Genomic DNA, 22,374 nt, shown 5'->3' with positions numbered 1-22,374 from the left:
CATCAAAAAAGATATCTCAAATCGATGACATTATGAATGCTCAACACTTTTCGTCTTGCCTTCATTCATCCATCGATAAATGACCGGTAATAAAACCAGCGTTAATATCGTAGATGAAATAATGCCACCGATTACTACAGTTGCCAAAGGTCGCTGTACTTCTGCACCAGTTCCAGTTGCCAAAGCCATTGGAATAAAGCCAAGAGATGCGACACAAGCCGTCATGAGTACAGGTCTTAAACGTAAGATTGCTCCATTCCATGTTGCAGTTTGAATATCAAATTTTTCTCTAAGCTCTTTAATAAAGCTCAGCATCACCAGACCATTCAAAACAGCGACACCTGATAAGGCAATAAACCCAACACCAGCAGACATGGACAGCGGAATATCTCTTAGCCAAAGCGCAATCAGACCACCTGACAAAGCAAAGGGTACGCCGCTAAAGACCAACAAGCTTTCTTTCACATTATGGAATACCGCCATGAGCAGAATAAAAATCATAGCAAGCGCCAATGGAATAACTATTTTCATTCGGGCAGCCGCTGAAGTGAGATTTTCAAACTGACCGCCATATTCCAACCAATAACCCGCCGGCAGTTGTTCTTTTGCGAGTGTTGTTCTTAACTCTTGAACAAATGATCCTAAGTCACGGCCTTCTACGTTTGCAGTAATAATGACACGGCGCTTCCCATTTTCACGTCCCACCTGATTTAGGCCTGAGGTACGTTCAACTTTAGCGACATCTTGAAGCTGGATGAGGCCACCATTTGGCAACTGAATCGGAAGCTGAGCTAAGTTTTGGATGGTACGCTGTTGGTCTTCTAGGCGAATTTCAAAATCAAATCGTCTATCGCCTTGTAAAATCTGCCCAACATTTTGTCCACCGACACTTGCAGCAACAATATCTTGAATAGCTTTGGCAGATAGTCCGTATTGCGCGGCCAGAGGTCGGTTAATTTCAACACTCAACACCGGTAAACCGCTCGTTTGTTCTACCTTAACCGCGGTAGCGCCTGAATTTTTTTGTACTTTCTGAGCGAGTGCTTGAGCCTGCTCATTGAGTACTTGCATATCGTCGCCAAAAATCTTGACGCCAATATCACTCCGAATCCCTGATATTAGCTCATTAAAGCGCAGCTCAATCGGTTGAGAGAACTCACTGTTATTACCCGGTAATGTCGCTAAAAAAGCTTCCATACGTGAACGCAGCTCAGCTAGCGTCTCTTTAGAGTTTGGCCATTGATTATGCGGTTTAAGTAAAATAACTGCATCAGAGATATTCGGCGGCATCACATCAGTTGCAACCTCAGCTGTACCTGTTCGAGCAAAAACAGCTTTCACCTCTGGAAAGTTTTTCAAAATGAGCTTTTCAGTATTTTCCTGCATTCGCAGTGATTGCTCGAGCCCAGTACTCGGTGAACGCATTTGCTGTAAGGCAAAATCACCTTCACTGAGTTGCGGTGCAAATTCACTGCCCATTTGGGTCGCTAACACACCTGTGAGTACTAAAATACTTAATGCAAAGCTAACAACCACTATCTTAAGCTGATAAGCCTGATCAAGGATATCTTGATATTTCTGCTTTAAAAGCTGCATCCAGCGTGTTTCTTTTTCTTTCACTTCACCCGTAACAAAAAGAGCAACTGCCGCTGGTACAAATGTCACAGAAAGAATCATGGCACCCAATAATGCCATCACCACAGTCATCGCCATTGGATGGAACATTTTGGCTTCAACACCAGATAAAGCAAAAATAGGTAAATAGACCACTAAAATAATCATTTGCCCAAAAATTAGTGGGCGACGGGCCTGTTTTGCTGCAAGGAAAACTTCTTTGAATCGCTCAGCTCGTGTAAGAGGTCGGTGTAGGGCATGCTGTGCTTCTGCTAGACGTCGAATACAGTTCTCTACAATAACAACTGCACCATCTACAATAATCCCGAAATCAAGCGCTCCCAGACTCATTAGATTGGCACTAATGTTTTGCTCAGCCATACCTGTTAGGGTAAATAACATCGAAAGTGGAATAACGCAGGCTGTGATTAAAGCAGCTCTAAAATTTCCTAAAAAAATAAATAAAATCACAATAACCAGAATTGCGCCTTCTACAAGGTTCTTCTGCACCGTTGCAATTGCTTTGTTTACTAAACTCGTTCGGTCATAAACCGTTTCGATTTCCACACCTTTAGGTAATGTAGGCTGAATTTCCTTAATTTTGCTATCAACCGCCTGAGCAACGGTACGGCTATTTTCTCCCATCATCATCATGGCAATGCCAAGAACCGTTTCCTCACCGTTGTAAGTTGCAGCACCCGTTCTTAAATCATGTCCAATAGAGACATTTGCCACATCGGCCACGCGAATGGGTAACCCATTTTTGGTGCTCACAGTAATGTTTTGAATATCTTCAACACTACTTAACATGCCCGGCACACGAACAGTGAGTTGTTCGCCGTTTTCTTCAATGAAACCTGCACCGCGATTTTCATTATTTTCTTGTAGAGCAGTTTGAAATTCATTAATTGAAATCTGAAGCTGCTGTAAACGTTTTAAATCAGGTGACACAATATAGGTTTTATTGTAGCCACCAATACTGTTAATTTCTGCTACGCCTTTCACACGCTGCAATTGAGGACGCACAATCCAGTCCTGAATTTCACGTAAGTCCATGGCTGTATAGGACGTACCATCTGCTTTCTGAGCGCCTGATTTTGCTTTTACCACCCATTGGTAGATTTCACCCAGCCCCGTTGAAACAGGAGACATGACTGGATCAACTGATTCAGGCAGTTGCCCGTCTGCCTCTTGTAAACGTTGGTTAATCAGCTGTCTTGCCCAATAAATATCGGTTCCATCTTTAAAAATAATGGTGACTTGGGAAAGTCCATAGCGGGAAATTGAACGAGTCTGCTCCAGATTAGGAATACCAGCCATCGCATTTTCAATAGGATAGGTAATTCGCTGTTCAACCTCTAAAGCGGTATAACCATTGGCTTGAGTATTAATCTGAACTTGCGTATTAGTAATATCTGGAACTGCATCAATAGGAAGCTTTTGATAACTCCAGATCCCAACTCCAATCCAAGTCAATACAAAGAGCATGACCCAAATAGCATTTTGAATAGCAAACTGAATAATTCTGTCAAATAGCCCTTCTGGTTTGGGTAGCTCAGTTTTATTAATGTCCATGCTCAGCCTCTCCTTTTTCCAGTTCGGATTTCAGCAAGAAGCTACCTTCTGCCACATAGCGCTGGCTTGGATTAATACCTTTTACAACTTCGACCCACTGGCCATCTTTAGAGCGTTGTCCCAACTGCACAATGACAGGCTCAAATTCAAAGCCTGTTTTAACCATTTTTGGGGTAAAGATAACGTCTTTCCCTTCGACTTGTTGAATCGCCTGAGCTTTTACACGAGTCACTTTTTGTGTTGTGCCTGAAGAATTCAGCTCAACATTAACCATTAAGTTTGGACGTAATTCACTGTTATTTGCCAAGACCTTGGCACGCACTTGTAAACGTCCCGTTTGAGCATCGGCCTCTGTTGTTAAACTTTGAACCTGAGCTTTAAATGCATTCCCAGTTTGTAAAGATTTAAAATCAATCTGTTGATTTGGCTGTACATTGATATTTGCATTGCTTGGTAAAATGAATTCCAACCATAACTGATCAAGCTGATTAATAATAAAAAGCTGATCTGCTAACTGTACGTTTTCACCCACTACAATATCTTTATTACTCACGATACCCGCAATTGGCGCTGTTAAGGTATAACGCCCTGCTGAACCAGAACCTGCCCCGAATGCACTTAAGCGAGAGCGAGCTGCTTTAACCTGAATTTGTGCTTGCTGATAGGCGTTATAAGCTCGTTGATAATCTTGTTTGGCAGAAATTCCTTGAGACCATAAGCTACGTTCACGTTCATAGTCCTGACGCGCTAAATCAAGATTAGACTGGGCAATTTGCAAATTGGCTTGTTGATCGACCAGATCTGGAACCAATAAGCTTGCAAGTGCCTGCCCTTTTTTAACCTGTTGCCCCAATTCAACATATACCGCTTCGACACGACCACTAAAACTTGGTGAGACATGGGCTTGTCGGTCAGTATTCACCACCAATTTTGCTGGATAAGTTTGAAGTTGAGGAACTTCACCTAGTTCAGCTTGTTCAATTTTTAAATTTTGTTCCTGCATTTGCTGAGCAGTGAGTAGCAGTGGTTTTTCACCTTCTTCATGGTGTTCTTCCCCCTCTTCTTCAGCATGCCCGTGACCTTCCGATGCTTCAGAAGAATTAGATTTATTTTTTGAATTTAAAACCAGCAAACCAATTAATAGTGCAGTGATTGCAGCAATCACCCCTACCCAAAGCCATTGAGAATTTTTCTTTAAATTTGTCGACATTATTATTCTCCTGCCTGAGTTGGGAATGTTTGACTTTGTTGCCAAGCACGTTGATTGAGCTGCATTAAGGCATCTTTCGCCATGATCTGTTCTGGTTCTAAACCAAGACGCAAACTTTGGATTTCAATTGAATTCTGCCAAGCCTGTTTTAATAGCTCGACTTTACGTAAGCGCACGTCTTGCAATTGCATGGTGGCTTGCTGAACATCGGTAACGGCGAACTTACCCAAACGAAAACCTTGCAATGTTTTTTGCTGAACCTGAACAGCAAGAGGAACTTGCTGATCATTTAATTGCTTGAACTGAATATGTAAGCCTTTTAACTCTGATATCAGAGTTTCAATAGCCGCTTGATTTTGCTGTCGGTAAAAGCTTTGCTGACGTTGAGATAGCTCTTGCTTGGCCTGAGCAATCTTGATTCCGTATTGCTGGCGATTAAAAAGATTTAAAGGAATTTCCACACCTAAACGAATTTGATTATCCGTACGCTGTTCTGGAGAACGAGTGTTATTAACACCCAAAGTTACAGTAGGCTGTGGTCTTGCTTTTACCTTAAGCTGTTGGATATTGGCTTGCTGCGCAAGAGCATCTAGCTGGAAAGAACGCTCTAATAAATTCTTTTGCGCATCTTGGCTTGGTTCTACATTCGCTGCCAACGCCCATAACTGATTTGGACTTTGGAATAGCTGAAACTGACTTGAACCACCTCCCCATAAGTTCACCAACTGTTGTTTCGCAACTTGAAGTTTTAAATCGACCTGTTGATACAAACGCTGATTTTCCAAGTGAGACATCCGCACTCGATCTACATCAACTTGTGCAATACTGCCTGCTTGATAACGTTTTTCCGATGCTTGTAAATTTTCTTGGCTGACGGATAGCTGTTCTCCAATAAGAGACTTTTCAAGCTCAAGCAAAGCCACTTGTGACCAGAAATATTTAACAATTAATTCAAGTTCAGCTTTATAACGCTGCTCAGCCAAATCAATTTTTGATATTTCCACTTTTGCTAAATTTTGTGCAGCCTTACGTTGTCCAAAAATATCTAAAGGCTGAGAAATACCAATCGCGAGTTCTTTTTCTTGATCACTTTGGAACCCTGTTTGCTCAATGGAAAGACTCGGATTAGCCCATAAGCGACTTTGCTTTAAATTAGCCTCAGCCATTTGCTGCTGTGCTTGCCAAGTGCCTTGTTGACTTTGATAGCTTTGAACTTGTGCCAGTGCCTGTTTAAAAGTAAACGCTGCTTTTTGGATAGAAGGTTCTTGTTGAATATCAGACTGAGCCATCGTTACTTGTCCAACCAATAGCATGGCAATAGACAGGCTTGAGAACGTTACAGCTTTTTTTAACGTTAACTTAACGTTATTACGTGATGAGCAACCAAGGCTCACCTGATTTTGAAAAATAAAAGACATGTTTTAGCCCCGCAATGAATATAAGATGCGGTGGGCTTTTTTTGGCTACCCCACCTATAGCGGGGTTAAAACAGGAGGCGGTTTCAGAGCACCGAGATGCGGAGACTGATAAGAATTTGACCAGTGATAAATTTGCGAAAGCTCATGTACATGCACTACAGGCGCCTGAGCTTGTTTTTCAACTTCAGTCATCACCACATGAAAACATGTTGGTAAATGGTCATGATGATCTTGCAAGTTTAAAGGTGCTTTATGAGAAGTGTTTACCTTATCGCTTTGTTCACTATGAGCATGAGGTGAAGCCTGATCTACATTCAAAATAGTATGATGCCCAAAATGATGTAATACTTTTTCCTGATTTTCATGCATGCAAAATGCTGCCGCCACATTCCATAAACTTTGGAATATGAGCAAACTAAACAAGATAGACACAAAAACGGCGGAACGTGGCAAAAGCGCACCATTAAACTAAAAAGTTGAACAGAGCCACTATAACAGGCAGTAGGCATGTAATAAAATTACAAAACCTCGATTCATAAATTCCCATTTTTTAATTTAGAACTTAGTCTCACGCTGTACGAGACAAAAATAATTTCTTTTGAGTAATCATTATGTACAAGCTTTTTTCTATATCGATATTAACCCTTTGCCTTGGCCTAACAGGCTGCGCAACGAATCTATTGTCCACTGCTTTGCCAAATGAAACAACTGAAATTAAAACCACCGTTTTAAAAAATGATCAAATTATTGCCTTAGGTCAAACAGTTAAAAATGACCAAGAACAAGGTTTTGTATTTGTGGGGAAAGACTATAACTATTTAATGACTGACGGTAGCTCAAACCTTTTAAATATTATCAAAAGTATTCCAGCAGAACAGAGAACTTTAAAGACACCATCACCGCTTGTACTTGAGATGGATGATTCTACTCATTTTCATGGCGAGATAACGATTCGTTATAATATTCCTACTTATCAAATAGATGAAAAACAAAAAGAACTTTTAAATACATTAGGGTTTAAAAATCAATTTATGGCGATGGAAAATCAAAAACAAGTTTTCTACCCTTTCACCATAATCCGCTTTAAAGGAAAGATTTATCAAAAAGCAGATAATCAAAAGATTCAACAGCAGCTCCCAACTCCCTACTCAGTCGCTCTACAACAAAAAGATGAAGTAACCAAGAAACATCCGTTTAAACGTGTAACACGCATGGCGTTGTATCCTCTTGCGATGACCTTTGATGTAATTACAGTAGCCCCATCATTAATCTGGTCAGATTTGCATGGTGACTTTAATAAATAAATTCATTCACTCTTAAAATAAAAAACCAGCCCATAGGCTGGTTTTTGTTTAAGAAAATTTCTTTTGTTTGATATTTATAAATTTTCTTATATTAAATAAAAAACTATTTTCGAGTTTTAAAGAATTCTTGATTTAACTGGGAATACTCTATTCTTATAGCAATTTCACTATACGTAAAAACAGATGTAACTTTTATGTAAGCTAAAACCTCATCTGTTTTCATCCAAATGCGCTATATTATATTTACAAAAAAAAACATAATATTTCAATATAAGGGACTAGCTTAAAAGTGTGAGTCAATTCAATCAAATTGAGGAACAAGGGAGAACTATCATGAATATGAAATCAATCAAGCATGGGCTTAATCACTTGTTTGCTTTTGAGAACTTAACCGCTGATATGCATTCGCAAGCAGTTGATGAGATTGAACAAGGTTTACGCTTTGAAGAGTTAGCCGAGCAAGATCATGAACGTATGCAAAATTGGTTAGATATAACTCCTAATGACCGAAATGCCATGTGGTGTTATTTACGCGCAGCTTTACGTGGTAGCCCAGATGCTTCATTTAAACTGGGTATTGGTTATCTAAATGGACAATTTGGTCTAGATAAAAATTATAGTGAGGCTGAAAAGTGGTTACAAAAAGCCGCAAGTCAGGGACATCCTGATGCAGATCGCTGCTTACAGGAAGCCTTTAGTAAATTGGCTTTTTCATAAATAAAAAACCAGCCCGTAGGCTGGTTTTTTTAAGTTAGCAAAAATTATCCGCTAATTTTTTTGTATTTAGTACGTTTTTGAACAGCGTCTTCACCTAAACGTGACTGACGATACGCTTCGTATTCTGCATAGTTACCTGTGTAGAATTCTGGCTGTTCATTTTCAAACGACAAGATGTGTGTCGCGATACGGTCAAGGAACCAACGGTCATGCGATACCACCATTACTGTACCTGGGAACACAAGAATTGCATCCTCAAGCGCACGTAAAGTTTCAATATCCAAGTCGTTTGATGGCTCATCCAGTAAGATAACGTTTGCGCCTTGCTGTAAAATTTTCGCAAGTTGTAAACGGTTACGCTCACCACCAGACAATTCGCCTACGCGTTTTTGCTGATCTTGACCTTTGAAGTTAAAGCGGCCGATATAAGCACGTGAAGCAATTTCATAATCGCCCACTTTCAAGATATCTAAACCACCCGATACTTCTTCCCAAACAGTTTTGTTATTGTCTAGGGTGTCACGAATCTGACCTACGTAAGCTACTTTAACTGACTCACCTAAAGTCACAGTACCTGTATCAGGTTGCTGTTCGCCAGTCATCATCCGGAATAAAGTCGTTTTACCCGCACCGTTTGGACCAACAATACCTACAATTGCTGTTGGAGGTACAGTAAACGATAAGTTTTCGTACAATACGCGGCCGTCAAATGATTTGCTGATACCTTCCACTTCCACAACTTTATTACCCAAACGAGGGCCAGGTGGAATGTAGATTTCAGACGTTTCATTACGTTGCTGGAATTCTTTAGAGTTGAGCTCTTCAAAACGCTCCATACGCGCTTTGTTTTTCTTTTGCTGACCTTTCGCATTTGAACGAACCCATTCAAGTTCTTTTTTCAATGCTTTAGCAAAAGATTCTTCTTGTTTCTGCTCTTGTTCTAAACGAGCATTTTTCTGTTCCAACCAAGAAGAGTAGTTACCTTGGTAAGGAATACCGTGTCCACGGTCAAGCTCCAAGATCCACTCGGCCACGTTATCTAAGAAATAACGGTCATGCGTAATCGCAACGATTGTGCCAGGGAAATCTTTCAAGAAACGTTCTAACCAAGATACAGACTCTGCATCCAAATGGTTCGTCGGTTCGTCAAGAAGCAACATGTCTGGCTTTGAAAGCAATAAACGGCAAAGTGCTACACGACGGCGTTCACCACCTGAAAGCTTAGTTACATCAGCATCCCAAGCTGGAAGGTTCAAGGCATCTGCCGCGATTTCAAGCTGGTTGTTTAGGTTGTGCGCATCCCAAGCATGGATAATTGATTCTAATTTTTCCTGCTCTTTTGCAAGTGCATCAAAATCAGCATCCGGGTCTGCATATTCTGCAAATACCTGATCAAGACGTTCTAAAGCATCTAAAGCTTCACGTACGCCATCTTCAACGTTACCACGAACGTCTTTAGTTGGATCAAGTGGCGGCTCTTGCTCTAAATAGCCGATTTTAATTCCAGGTTGTGCACGAGCTTCACCAGAGAAATCTTTATCTACGCCAGCCATAATACGAAGCAAGGTAGATTTACCTGCACCGTTCAAACCGAGTACACCAATTTTGGCACCCGGGAAAAATGATAAAGAGATGTCTTTTAAGATTTCGCGCTTTGGCGGAACCATCTTAGACACTCGGTTCATCGTATAAATATATTGGGCCACGCAGGACTCCTCAATTGAAAAACCAATACATCGCATAAGCGATAAATAATCGCGCGTATTATACGCTGAAAACCCCAACAACTTGAAGTTATGATTTCCATCGTACGGATTTATCAAACAATTTTCTTTTTCAATAAGTTGCAAAATGTTTATGTATAAGATTTATACAGCGTTTCAGCGTATATTTTTCTATCTTTATTCCTAAAATTAGAAAACAAACCAGAATTTCTGCAATTTTCTATTTAACTTTTAAGCTAGACTCGCTCAATATTTAACTCACGAAGATGAAGTAATCATGACTTATAAAGATGAAACCTTAGCCATTCACGCAGGCTACTCACCCGAAGCGACAACAAAAGCAGTTGCGGTCCCTATTTATCAGACGACTTCTTATGCATTTGATAATACACAGCACGGTGCCGACCTTTTCGATTTAAAAGTTCAGGGCAATATTTATACCCGGATTATGAACCCGACCACTACTGTACTTGAAGAACGCCTTGCTGCACTTGAAGGTGGAATTGGTGGGTTAGCCTTGGCTTCTGGAATGGCAGCAATTACCTATGCCATCCAAACTATTACAGAAGCAGGAGACAACATTGCCTCAGTTTCAACTTTATATGGCGGGACGTACAATCTATTTGCCCACACATTACCAAAACAAGGTATTGAAGTTCGCTTTTTTGATTACCAACAACCAGAAAGCTTACGTAATTTAATTGATGATAAAACTAAACTTGTTTTTGTTGAATCGATTGGTAATCCGCTTGGAAATATTATCGATTTAGAAGCAATTTCAAAAATTGCACATGAATATGGTGTACCTGTTATCGTCGACAATACTGTTGCCACCCCTGCTTTATTAAAACCATTTGAATATGGTGCCGATATCGTTATTCATTCTCTTACCAAATATATTGGTGGGCATGGTAATAGTATTGGTGGCGCGATTGTCGATAGTGGTAAATTCCCTTGGGGTAAATATCCAGAACGCTTTAAAGTTTTGAACACGCCTGACCCAAGTTATCACGGGGTTAATTATGTCGAAGTATTAGGTGAAGCTGCTTATATAGCCCGAGCTCGCGTTGTACCTTTACGAAATACGGGCGCAGCTATTAGCCCGCTGAGTGTTTTCTTGATTTTACAAGGTCTAGAAACTCTAAATCTCCGAATGGAACGCCATACTGAAAATGCCCAAAAAATTGCGGAATATTTACAGACTCATCCAAAAGTAAAATGGGTCAACTATGCAGGTTTAAAAGATCATCCACAGCATCAACTTGCTCAAAAATATGTACAAGGTAAACCCTCTGCAATTTTATCTTTCGGTGTGCAAGATGGGCGTGAAGGTGGTACTCGATTCATCGATGCCCTTCAGCTATTTACTCGTCTGGTCAATATTGGTGATGCAAAAAGTTTGGCGTGTCATCCTGCAACCACAACTCACCGCCAGCTCAATGAACAAGAACTTAAATCTGCTGGTGTAAGTGAAGATATGGTACGTCTTTCAATTGGAATTGAGCATATTGATGACTTAATTGCCGATTTAGAACAAGCACTTTCAACTGTATAACTTTTAAACTATTCAACAAGCCTCTGGAAATAGAGGCTTTTTTGTTTGTTCATTTATTATAGGACTAAAATAATTAATGGATTAAGATCGTATTTTAGAGTTTTTACTCTAAATAAATTGTTAAATTTCATATATTTACAGACTAGACAATTTTTAAACATCTATTAAGATAAGCACAATATTTATGAGTTCATCTGGATGAACCTACGGTTGTAAAAATAAAAATTACATACCGGAATAAATAGTCCCTGCCCCTACTTAGGTAAAATGCTGTGAATAAAAAATTAGAAGCTCTGTTCCAGGAAAAGGTACAAGATAAAGTCATTTTAGTGACAGGCGCCTCGAGTGGAATCGGATTAACGATTTCAAATAAACTTGCTGATGCTGGTGCCCATGTTTTATTGGTTGCCCGTACTCAAGAAACTCTGGAAGAAGTGAAAGCAGATATTGAAAGCCGTGGCGGTAAGGCATCAATTTTTCCATGTGATCTCAACGATATGGAAATGATTGACCAAGTATCTAAAGAAATTTTAGCGACTGTTGATCACATTGATATTTTAATTAATAACGCAGGTCGCTCTATTCGCCGTGCCGTACATGAATCTTATGATCGTTTTCATGACTTTGAACGCACGATGCAATTAAATTATTTTGGTGCAGTTCGTCTAGTTCTCAATATTTTGCCGCATATGATTCAGCGTAAAGATGGACAAATTATTAATATTAGCTCGATTGGTGTTTTAGCAAACGCAACTCGCTTCTCTGCATATGTCGCATCTAAAGCTGCTCTTGATGCATTTAGCCGCTGTCTATCGGCCGAAGTTCATGCACACAAAATTGCAATTACTTCAATTTATATGCCATTGGTTCGTACCCCAATGATTGCACCAACTAAAATTTATAAATATGTACCAACACTTTCACCTGAGCAGGCTGCTGACTTAATTGCTTATGCAATTGTGAAACGTCCAAAACGTATGGCAACTAACTTAGGTCGCTTAGCTTCAATGACTTATTCTGTAGCGCCAGGCATCAATAATATGTTTATGTCGATTGGTTTCCGTTTGTTCCCAAGTTCAGATGCAGCAAAAGGTGAAAAAACTGAGAAATTAAACTGGGCACAAAAAGCATATGCACGCATTTTCCCAGGTGAACACTGGTAATTTTGAGTTAATCACATAACGAATAAAAAGCGCCTTAAATAAGGCGCTTTTTTTAACTAAAGAAGCAATTAATCAAGAAACTGAACGTGCCCTGTTTTTACATCGTAAATTGCACCCACAACTACAATCTCACCTCGATCCACCATATCTTTAAGCACACTGCTGTTATTAATAATATACTGGATGTTGTAGTGAACATTCATTGCTGTGACTTGACTGATAAAAGCATTACCTAATTCACGTGGCTGCATAATGTCATATACGCTATCAACCGAATGCATTAATGGCCCAAGCACATATTGAATGTGTGGCATTTCCTTTACATCAGACACTTGCTTTTGCTCTAAACGCAATTGACATGCACTTGTCACCGCACCGCAATCGGTATGACCTAAAACAACAATGACTTTAGAACCTTTAGCCTGACAAGCAAACTCAAGTGAACCCAATACTTTTTGCCCAGCAATATTACCTGCAATTCGTAAACTAAACAGATCGCCAATACCCACATCAAAAATCATTTCCGTAGGAGCACGTGAATCCATACAACCAAGCACGGCTGCAATCGGGTGCTGTCCTTCATCTGCAGTCACACGAATTTGTCGGTAAATATCGCGTTGAAGACGTTCATTTTTTACAAAGCGCTCGTTTCCTTCCTTCAGTAAATTTACCACCTGTTGAGGACTCAGCTTTTGTTGCAAATCTTGCGTACTAATATCAATATCAAGTACCGCATCATCAACATCTTGATAGTGCTGCTTAAACCCGACAAGTTTAAGATTTACTTGGCGTTTAATAGCAGTTTCACTTTGATAATCTTGAATAACTTGATAGATATCAGGATCAATCGAATCACATTGAGTCGCATCAATAATGAGTTGTTGGTGTTTATGCACATGTTCCAAGGCTGAAATAAGTGCAGAACGATTAAGAAAGGTCACTTGTGATGGGAGTTCAATACGAGTAACTACGCCATGTAAGCGCTTCTCTCTATAAACACGAATACCTTTATTAAAATTACCATAGAGAATAAAAGCACTACTGGTGAATAGGCCAATTAAAATTCCCATTAAAAGATCAGTCAGCAAAATTGCAACTAAGGTAATAATAAAAGGCAGAAACTGTTTCCAACCTTTTTGATAAAGCTGTTTAAATAGTTTTGGATGGGTAAGCTTAAAGCCTGTCAGGATGAGGATCGCAGCCAATGCAGACAGAGGAATCATGTTCATTAATGGCACGAAGAACAAAACTGCTAGCAGCAACAATACCCCATGAATAATGGTAGAGCATTTACTACGCGCACCTGTATTTGCATTCACCGAACTACGCACAATCACTGAGGTGACAGGCATTCCACCAATTAAGCCCGAAATGATGTTACCTGTACCTTGTGCCCAGAGTTCACGGTTAGGAGGAGAAGAACGTTTTTGAGGATCGATCTTGTCTGCCGCTTCTAGATTCAATAATGTTTCTAAAGATGCTACAACAGCGAGCGTAATGGCTCCTGTGTAAATCATAGGCTCAGCTAAATAGCTAAAATCAGGAAAAATTAATACTTCTTCGGGTGCTTGTAAGATATTTGGTAACTGAATGAGGTTATCCACTTGCACGGCCAATGGAGAGCCTGTACTTACTAACACAAAATTTAAAACTGCTGCTAGCACAACTGCAATTAAAGCCGAAGGTAAAGCTAGTTTTTTTAGCGGACTACTATCCCACGCTAAAATTAGGAATAAACTGAGCAAACCAATCAGTGCCGCTCCGCCATCAAAACGTTGAAGGAATGCGTCTGGTGTTGAAGTCCAAACCTGTTTCCATGAAAAATCAGAAAGTCCGAACAGGTAAGGCAATTGTGTCGCAATCAGAATGACACCAATAGCAGCGAGTAATCCTAAAATGACATTATTTGGAATAAAATTAGCAAAAAAACCTAACTTGAATAATCCAAATAGAATTTGTAGGACACCGGCAAAAATAATACATAATAAAAAGGCGGCATAATTGCCGCCTAGTTGTTCTAACTGTACAAGAATTACGGCAGTCAGCCCTGCCGCTGGGCCTGCAACGCTAATGTGGGAACCACTGAGTAAGCCCACAATGATGCCGCCGACAATACCTGCAATAATACCAGAGATGATAGGAGCACCTGAGGCCAAAGCGATACCTAAGCACAGCGGTAATGCGACGAGGAATACGACAACTCCGGATAAGAGGTCTTTTAAATGAAATCTATTTTTCAGGTTTAAAACCGACATAAAACAACCATTTATAATAAAAAGAAATAAGCAAAGTTGTACTATTACAGCCTGAAAGAGAATAAATGCTTCAAGGCTGGGTTGATGATGTCGGACAACTGAATCTCATTAAAGTTTAGTTATGCTATAACGTTGTGTATTTAATTGTGTATTTAACAACGATTTGTTGATCTTAAGATTCACCTCATCTTTACGACTGCGTTTTTTTCTTAACTGCTCTTTAAAGCCTGTCAAAAAATTAATACTTCGCTAATAAAAAAGCCCCCGAATGGAGGCTTCTTATCATTTTAAAGGCTCTTATTTAGAACCTTTAATTCCTGCTTGTAATAACAATGCACCTAAACCACCAATCTTTTGTTCTTGTGGTTTTTCTTGCTTGTTACGCTGAGGACGTTCAGCTTGATCTTTACGTGGTTGAGGACGTTTACCTTGAGGCTTACGTTCAAAACGTTGTTCGTTATTTTGCTCACGGCGTGGTGGACGCTGTGCTTTTACAGGTGCAGAACCTTCGGCACGCATACTTAAATTCACGCGATTACGTTCAGCATCAACCTGCATAACACGCACTTGTACGATCTGGCCTGGTTTTACAACTTTATGCGGATCAGAAACGAACTCATTCGCTAATTCAGAAATATGAACTAAACCATCCTGATGAACACCAATATCAACAAAGGCACCAAAGTTTGTGACGTTGGTAATCACGCCTTCAAGCTGCATACCTTCAGTTAATTGGCCCACTTCAGTGATATCTTCACGGAATTTAGCAGTACGGAACTCTGGACGTGGGTCACGGCCCGGTTTTTCAAGTTCAGCTAATACGTCTTGAACTGTTGGCAAACCGAATTTGTCATCAACAAATTCATCAGCTTTTACTTGGCGAATGATTTCGGTGTTACCAATGATGTCTTTCACAGTTGTGGCTTTTGCTGAAACAATTTTCTCAACAAGGCCATAACTTTCAGGGTGAACAGCAGAAGCATCTAAAGGTTCAGAACCATTTTGGATACGCAAGAAACCAGCTGCTTGTTCAAAAGTACGCTCGCCTAAACGTGGTACGCTTTTCAAAGCTTGACGGTTGTCAAAACGACCATGCTCTTTGCGGTATTCAACAATTTGCTGTGCAATGGCTTTATTCAAACCTGCAATGTAAGCCAAGATTGCTGGAGAAGCGGTATTTACATCAACACCAACCGCGTTCACACAGTCTTCGACTACTGCATCAAGTGTTTTAGCCAAACCGGTTTGATTCACATCGTGTTGATATTGACCTACACCAATTGATTTCGGATCAATCTTAACAAGTTCAGCAAGAGGATCTTGTAAACGGCGAGCAATTGATACTGCACCGCGAATTGAAACATCAAGCTCTGGAAGTTCTGCCGCAGCAAGCTCACTTGCAGAGTAAACAGATGCACCCGCTTCACTTACAGTCACACGTGTTAATTTAAGATCTGTATTTGCAGCCATCATTTCAGCCACGACAGCTTCCGTTTCACGACTAGCTGTACCATTACCAATGGCAATAAGCTCTACATTATATTCACGGCATAAACGTGCAAGCTCAGCAATAGAACCTTCTTTATCTTCTTTAGGTGCAAATGGATAAATCGTGCTGTGAGCAAGTACATCGCCTGAGTCACTCACGACTGCGAGTTTCACACCGGTACGAATGCCAGGGTCAACACCTAAAGTAGTACGGCTACCCGCTGGTGCCGATAATAATAAATGACGAAGATTTTCAGCAAATACCTGCATTGCTTCTGCTTCGGCAGTAAGGCGCTTCTCTGTCAGCAATGAATGCTCGATTTGAGGGCGAACTTTACCCAACCAGAACAATTTAGCAGTTTGCTTTAAGAAGTCCTGACGTGCTTGTGGCTGAATTTGCTCAAGGTTGTATTCAGTTTCAATACGTGCCAATGGTGCATCATCTTCACCATCTACTTTTAAACCTAATACATTTTCTTGACGACCACGCAACATCGCCAATAAACGATGTGAAGGCAGTTTGTTTAAACCTTCAGAAAATTCAAAGTAATCACGGAATTTTTTACCAACTTCTTTCTTTTCTTCAGAAGCAACTGTACTTTTTAAAACTGCAGTTTTTGCAAAAGTTGCTTTTAATTCTGTAGTCAGCGCAATATTTTGTGCCCAGTCATCAATTAGAATATGCTGAATCGCATCTAACTGACTTTCAACATCTGGATAGTCTTCATGACTAAAACCAGCTAATGCTTCTGTCGGGTCAACTTGTTCTGCAATAATTTTTTCAGCAATCGGTCCTAGACCTGCTTCTTTTGCTTTAAAAGACTTACTTGTACGCTTAGGACGATACGGTGCATAAATTTCTTCTAAGGCATTTTTTGTTTCGGCTGCATTCACCCGCGCCAACAAGTCATCACTCAATTTATTCTGTTCTTGCAATGACTGAATAACCTTTTCACGGCGCTCATATAAATCACGTAAATACGCTAAACGAGTATCTAATTGGCGTAACTGCGTATCATCTAAACCTTGTGTTACTTCTTTACGGTAACGGGCAATGAATGGAACACTGGCACCTTCGTCAATTAAGCGGATGGCAGCTTCTACTTGGTTTGGACGTACGGCAAGTTCACTTGCCAACTGCTGAACTAAGTCAGTCATCGTGTTTGATCCCACAAGGATAAAGTTTAAAAGCACTGATTATAAAGACCAAGCCCATAAAATCCACACTTGTTTGCGTATTCAAAACGTTTTTTTGTATTGACTCTGAATATTTATACTTTTTTCGACGACTAGAGCACAAAAAAACAGGCGTTTAAGTATGAAAAAATGAATACTGAACTCAGCCTTTTAATCTTTATAAAATACAAACGTATGACTTATGTCATAAATGTGACAAAAATTTAATATAATTTACGAGAAAATGATCATATTGATACATGACCCAAAAGATGAAATATTGAGGTTGATCACTGTTTTATTCTCGTAATTTGTTATCGAATTTGCCTATTTGCTCAATTCATCTATTAAAAACCCTATAGATGGGCGTTAAGAGTTTTTCAAATAAATTATTTAAAACAATGAGTTATTACTATTGAATGATTATAAAATCATTGAAAATTTAACTATTTGTTTTTTCTGAGCGGTCTTTGCTAAATTATGGGCTTAAGATGTTGTTTTTTGGTTTCAAACCACCTTGAAAATTGTAATTTTGAGCAAATTGATACATAGTCTAAACAAGAACATCAGCATTATACTGAGGGCTTGTTGGCAATAAGCCTATCCGACCCAATAATATATAAATTATGACTTTAAAAGGGAGTACATCATGAGTTTAGTTGTACCTGCTGAACATCCTGAAACCGTACACAACGAAACGGATCGTGTCGAACGTATTTTAGTGGTCGATGACGATGTGCGTTTACGTACCCTCTTGCAACGTTTTTTGGAAGATAAAGGCTTTGTTGTAAAAACTGCCCATGATGCTTCACAAATGGACCGTTTATTACAACGTGAGTTATTTTCACTGATCGTACTCGACTTTATGTTACCGGTTGAAGATGGTTTAAGTATTTGCCGTCGTCTACGCCAATCAAATATTGATACGCCAATCATCATGTTAACAGCACGCGGTAGCGATTCAGACCGTATTGCCGGTCTTGAAGCTGGTGCAGATGACTACTTGCCAAAACCATTTAATCCAAATGAGCTTTTAGCACGTATCCGTGCAGTATTACGTCGTCAAGTTCGTGAAGTTCCGGGTGCACCAAGCCAACAAGTTGAAGTAGTAAGCTTTGGTCCATGGTCTTTAGACTTGTCTACTCGTACACTGACACGCGAAGGACAAATTGTTACCTTAACAACTGGCGAATTTGCAGTATTAAAAGCATTGGTACAACACCCACGTGAACCATTAACACGCGATAAACTAATGAACTTAGCGCGTGGCCGTGAATGGGGCGCAATGGAACGTTCAATTGACGTTCAAGTCTCACGCCTACGTCGTTTAATTGAAGATAACCCTGCACGTGCACGTTACATCCAAACTGTATGGGGTGTGGGCTATGTATTCGTTCCGGATGGTGCTGAATAAGCTTGAGATAAGATAGAGTGAGTTTAGAACCAATCGCCCCACAGAACTTTACTGATTACGTTACCTACTCAGAACGTAAACGGACTCGATGGGAACGTTTTCTCGACAAAATAAAACCACGTTCTGCTGCCATGCGTACCACTATTCTGGTACTGCTGGTGGTGTTCTTTAGCTTATTTATGTCGTTATGGTTCTTTTGGCGCACTCTTTACTTACCTGAAATTCAACAACATGCACGTTACCTTGCTGTTGAACTTGAACTCGTCAACAATCCTGATATACGAATTTTTCATCGTGAAAATGAAGTAGATGTGGATGCATGGTTACGTAATCGAGTCGGTATCGAATACGTTACAAACCCTAAAGAATATCCTAGTGTTCGAGACAAGGTTATTGCCGAGTTTTTTACCAATCAAGTTGAAGAAAAACTTGCAAATGAGATCGGGACTAAAGACGTTACCGTCTACTTCCAGTTTAAACCGAGCCCACGCATTTGGATTCAAACTCCTGAGATGCATGGAAACTGGGTTCGTGAGCCTTTAAAAACCTATGCCAACTACAGCCCTGAGCTTTTAGTGGGTTGGGTTGTGGGTGTTCCATTATTGTCGGCTATCATTATTTTGATTTTGGTCAGACAGATGAACCGCCCTCTGCGTCGTTTGCAGAATGCTGCCAATGAATATAGTAAATCTGGAACAGCGCCTTACCTTGATACCAATCATGGACCACTAGAAATTCGTCAAGTAAACCAAGCTTTTAATCGCATGGTCTATACACTCGACCAGACTGAACGTGAACGACGTATTATGTTGGCGGGTATTTCACATGATTTACGCACTCCCCTTACACGCATACGCTTAACAGCAGAGATGCTGCCTGATGAGTTTTTACGTGAAGGCTTGGTCTACGATGTAGATGATATGGATGCAATTCTTAATCAGTTCATTTCGTATATGCGCGATGGTTCGGATGAGGAATTGAAAGACACCAATATCAATATTCTTTTGCAAGAATTAGTTGTGCAATTTAAACCTCTTGATATTCAATTCGAGATGCAGGATGTGCCTATTATTCCGGCACGTAGTCTTTCTTTAAAAAGATTAATTGCCAACTTGATTAACAATGCAAAACGGTACGGTGCTGAACCAATTGAGCTCAGTGCAAAAGTTGAAAATGAATATATTTTAATTACCGTTGCTGATCATGGTGAAGGTATTCCGGCAGATCAAATTGAAGAGTTGATGCAACCTTTTGTTCGCGGAGACTCAGCAAGAACGATTCAAGGTAGTGGTCTTGGGCTTGCGATTGTTAAACGTATTGTTGATATCCATCATGGTGAGATTCAAATTCATAACCGTGAACAAGGTGGTTTAGAAGTTATTATTTCTTTACCAATCCCAAAACCAAGCACTGAAGAAAATACCACGACCAATCCATTAGAAAAAATAAAACAAACTTTAAGTGAGCGCTTTTAATTTGAGCAATTAGTAATTAAAAGCCTTGTTTTAATGATAAATAAAAGCAATAGAAATCAATTAAATAAAAACCATAAATATAATTTATACCGCCATTTATTTACAAAATTAGACCTTAGCCTAACACCTATGCACTTTTCAATTTTTCATAGCTAAAATCCCCTATGTTTTGACAATTCTGAGGATGTCCAATGTCTTTAAGTCGTATTCGCCTAGCTTCTCTTCATGACAAGGTCATCAGTGCTGAACAAGCTGCGCAATTCATCGAAAATGGAATGACCGTTGGTATGAGTGGTTTTACTCGTGCCGGTGAAGCTAAAGCTGTTCCACAAGCACTTGTAGAGCATGCAAAGAAAAATCCGTTAAAAATCACGTTAATTACGGGTGCTAGCTTAGGTAATGACTTAGACAAACAACTCACGGAAGCAGGTGTTTTATCTCGTCGTATGCCATTTCAGGTAGACAACACTTTACGTCGTGCGATTAACAACGGCGAAGTTATGTTTATCGATCAACATTTATCAGAAACTGTTGAGCAAATGCGTAACCAGCAACTTAAACGTCCAGACGTTGCGGTGATTGAGGCAATTGCGATTACTGAAGATGGCGGCATCATTCCAACAACTTCAGTTGGTAACTCTGCAAGCTTCGCTATTTTTGCCGAAAAAGTTATTGTTGAAATCAACACCTCTTTAAGCGAAAGCTTTGAAGGTTTACACGACATCTATATTCCGACTTACCGTCCAACACGTACTCCAATTCCATTAACTAAAGTGGATGAGCGTATTGGTACAACAGCAATCCAAATCGATCCTGCAAAAATTGTAGGTATTGTATTTAACGATACACATGACTCACCATCAACAGTAACTCCTCCAGATGATGAGACTCAAGGTATTGCAAACCACCTTATTGCTTTCTTTAACAAAGAAGTTGCAGAAGGCCGTTTACCAAAAAATCTTGGTCCATTACAAGCAGGGATTGGTTCTATTGCCAACGCTGTATTAACAGGTTTAAAAGATTCTGATTTTGAAGACCTCATTATGTACTCAGAAGTACTACAAGACTGTACTTTTGAACTCATCGATGCAGGCAAAATGAAATTTGCTTCTGGTAGCTCAATTACCCTTTCTGCAAAATGTGGCGAAAAAGTTTTTGGCAATATCGAAGCTTACAAAGACAAATTAGTGCTCCGTCCACAAGAAATTTCTAACCACCCTGAATTGGTACGTCGTTTAGGTATCATCGGCATTAACACTGCACTTGAGTTTGATATTTACGGTAACGTGAACTCAACTCACGTATGCGGTACTAAAATGATGAACGGTATTGGTGGTTCAGGTGACTTCGCTCGTAACGCACACTTGGCAATCTTTGTGACTAAATCAATTGCTAAAGGCGGCGATATCTCTTCTATCGTGCCGATGGTGAGCCACGTTGACCATAGTGAACACGACGTTGATATTTTAGTGACAGAGCAAGGTTTAGCAGACTTACGCGGTTTAGCACCTCGTGAGCGTGCTCGCGCTATTATCGATAACTGTGTACACCCACTTTATCGTGGTGCATTAAACGACTACTTTGATCGTGCATGTGCTAAAGGTGGACATACTCCTCACTTACTTCGTGAAGCATTGTCTTGGCATGCAAACTTCGAAGAAACAGGCCAAATGCTTCAAGCAGAACCAGTTGCAAAATCAGCTTAAATCACTGATTTAATTCAAGCACTCCCTCGGGGGTGCTTTTTTATTTGTTTAAATTATTAATAAAATACTGCTCAAGTCCTAATTTTTATTTTATCTTTTCAGCACATCAAAACAAAAAGTAGAAATCCATATGTTTATTATTCGTCAATTTACAAATGCAGATCTGGATGATGTCGTTATTTTATGGGAAAGCTGTGGCCTGACCCGCCCTTGGAATAATCCTGAAACCGATATTTTCAGGAAAGTCTCACAACAAGATGATTTGTTTTTGGTTGCGATTAAAGACGAGCAACTGATTGGCACGCTTATGGGCGGCTACGACGGCCATAGAGGCTGGATTAACTATTTAGCTGTTCATCCCCACCAACAACGTTTAGGAATCGCTACAGCGCTCGTTCAGCAGCTTGAAAAGCGCTTAATTGCCCGCGGTTGTCCAAAACTACAATTACTCGTCCGCAAAGACAATTTAAATGTACTGAACTTTTATGAACAGCTTGGCTATGACGAAGTAGAAGCAGTGTGTTTAGGAAAACGACTTATTAGCGATAATCCACTCGACTAACGCACCAAGTCCACACTG

The 22,374-nt window shown here is 40.0% G+C and carries 16 protein-coding genes; 9 read left to right on the top strand and 7 right to left on the bottom strand.

The window, feature by feature from the left end; translation table 11 throughout:
- Positions 1 to 30: 30 nt before the first annotated feature.
- From SOI81_RS01340 to SOI81_RS01325, 4 genes are read right to left on the bottom strand one after another with little or no spacing between them, the layout of a single operon-like run.
- Positions 31 to 3,189: an efflux RND transporter permease subunit gene (locus SOI81_RS01340; protein WP_239975239.1), complete on the bottom strand. Its 3,159-nt coding sequence runs from the start codon at positions 3,187 to 3,189 to the stop codon at positions 31 to 33.
- Positions 3,179 to 4,399, bottom strand: coding sequence for an efflux RND transporter periplasmic adaptor subunit (locus tag SOI81_RS01335; RefSeq protein ID WP_239975240.1), 1,221 nt, complete (start codon positions 4,397 to 4,399; stop codon positions 3,179 to 3,181). Before SOI81_RS01335 ends, SOI81_RS01340 begins: the two co-directional genes overlap by 11 nt.
- 2 nt (positions 4,400 to 4,401) lie before the next feature.
- Positions 4,402 to 5,817, bottom strand: coding sequence for a TolC family protein (locus SOI81_RS01330; RefSeq protein ID WP_239975241.1), 1,416 nt, complete (start codon positions 5,815 to 5,817; stop codon positions 4,402 to 4,404).
- 54 nt (positions 5,818 to 5,871) lie between these two features.
- Positions 5,872 to 6,270, bottom strand: coding sequence for a cation efflux protein, CzcI-like (locus tag SOI81_RS01325; RefSeq protein WP_239975242.1), 399 nt, complete (start codon positions 6,268 to 6,270; stop codon positions 5,872 to 5,874).
- 158 nt (positions 6,271 to 6,428) lie between these two features.
- Between SOI81_RS01325 and SOI81_RS01320 the strand changes: the two genes are divergently transcribed.
- Both SOI81_RS01320 and SOI81_RS01315 read left to right on the top strand, forming a co-directional pair.
- The gene (locus SOI81_RS01320; protein ID WP_239975243.1) at positions 6,429 to 7,121 is read left to right on the top strand and encodes a hypothetical protein; all 693 of its coding nucleotides are present in this window, start codon (positions 6,429 to 6,431) and stop codon (positions 7,119 to 7,121) included.
- A 333-nt stretch (positions 7,122 to 7,454) separates the two neighbouring features.
- Positions 7,455 to 7,838, top strand: a complete 384-nt coding sequence (locus tag SOI81_RS01315) for a tetratricopeptide repeat protein (protein WP_016142857.1) — start codon at positions 7,455 to 7,457, stop codon at positions 7,836 to 7,838.
- A 44-nt stretch (positions 7,839 to 7,882) separates the two neighbouring features.
- On the opposite strand, the gene ettA is transcribed toward SOI81_RS01315, so the two are convergent.
- Complete coding sequence (gene ettA / locus SOI81_RS01310; RefSeq protein ID WP_005067029.1) at positions 7,883 to 9,544, bottom strand: energy-dependent translational throttle protein EttA; 1,662 nt, start codon at positions 9,542 to 9,544, stop codon at positions 7,883 to 7,885.
- 295 nt (positions 9,545 to 9,839) lie between these two features.
- On the opposite strand from ettA, the gene metY reads away from it, so the two are divergent.
- Both metY and SOI81_RS01300 read left to right on the top strand, forming a co-directional pair.
- Positions 9,840 to 11,117, top strand: coding sequence for an O-acetylhomoserine aminocarboxypropyltransferase/cysteine synthase family protein (metY, locus tag SOI81_RS01305; RefSeq protein ID WP_262446848.1), 1,278 nt, complete (start codon positions 9,840 to 9,842; stop codon positions 11,115 to 11,117).
- Between the two features lie 272 nt (positions 11,118 to 11,389).
- Positions 11,390 to 12,280: an SDR family NAD(P)-dependent oxidoreductase gene (locus SOI81_RS01300; protein ID WP_031949532.1), complete on the top strand. Its 891-nt coding sequence runs from the start codon at positions 11,390 to 11,392 to the stop codon at positions 12,278 to 12,280.
- A 68-nt stretch (positions 12,281 to 12,348) separates the two neighbouring features.
- Here SOI81_RS01300 and ychM read toward each other — a convergent pair whose 3' ends face one another.
- Together ychM and tex are read right to left on the bottom strand one after the other, a co-directional pair.
- The gene (gene ychM, locus SOI81_RS01295) at positions 12,349 to 14,535 is read right to left on the bottom strand and encodes a solute carrier family 23 protein (protein ID WP_320541139.1); all 2,187 of its coding nucleotides are present in this window, start codon (positions 14,533 to 14,535) and stop codon (positions 12,349 to 12,351) included.
- A gap of 297 nt (positions 14,536 to 14,832) precedes the next feature.
- Complete coding sequence (tex, locus tag SOI81_RS01290; protein WP_239975246.1) at positions 14,833 to 17,181, bottom strand: Tex family protein; 2,349 nt, start codon at positions 17,179 to 17,181, stop codon at positions 14,833 to 14,835.
- A 667-nt stretch (positions 17,182 to 17,848) separates the two neighbouring features.
- Here tex and ompR point away from each other — a divergent pair.
- The 5 genes from ompR to ypeA all read left to right on the top strand — a co-directional run bounded on the left by ompR (position 17,849) and on the right by ypeA (position 22,356).
- Complete coding sequence (gene ompR / locus SOI81_RS01285; RefSeq protein ID WP_000060753.1) at positions 17,849 to 18,613, top strand: two-component system response regulator OmpR; 765 nt, start codon at positions 17,849 to 17,851, stop codon at positions 18,611 to 18,613.
- 17 nt (positions 18,614 to 18,630) lie between these two features.
- Entirely contained in the window at positions 18,631 to 20,088 is a 1,458-nt protein-coding gene (gene envZ / locus SOI81_RS01280) for an ATP-binding protein (RefSeq protein ID WP_016142852.1), read from the top strand.
- 33 nt (positions 20,089 to 20,121) lie between these two features.
- Positions 20,122 to 20,244, top strand: coding sequence for a hypothetical protein (locus SOI81_RS01275; protein WP_224992080.1), 123 nt, complete (start codon positions 20,122 to 20,124; stop codon positions 20,242 to 20,244).
- Positions 20,245 to 20,279: 35 nt separating this feature from the next.
- A complete protein-coding gene (locus SOI81_RS01270; protein WP_016142851.1) occupies positions 20,280 to 21,794 on the top strand; it encodes an acetyl-CoA hydrolase/transferase family protein in 1,515 nt (504 codons plus the stop codon).
- 130 nt (positions 21,795 to 21,924) lie between these two features.
- Complete coding sequence (gene ypeA / locus SOI81_RS01265; protein WP_171429169.1) at positions 21,925 to 22,356, top strand: GNAT family acetyltransferase; 432 nt, start codon at positions 21,925 to 21,927, stop codon at positions 22,354 to 22,356.
- Positions 22,357 to 22,374: the final 18 nt, after the last annotated feature.

The sequence above is a fragment of the Acinetobacter pittii genome, assembly GCF_034067285.1.
Classification (GTDB): Bacteria; Pseudomonadota; Gammaproteobacteria; order Pseudomonadales; family Moraxellaceae; genus Acinetobacter; species Acinetobacter pittii_E.
The sequence above is the reverse complement of the archived record's forward strand: the minus strand, read 5'-3'. Positions and strand labels throughout refer to the sequence as shown.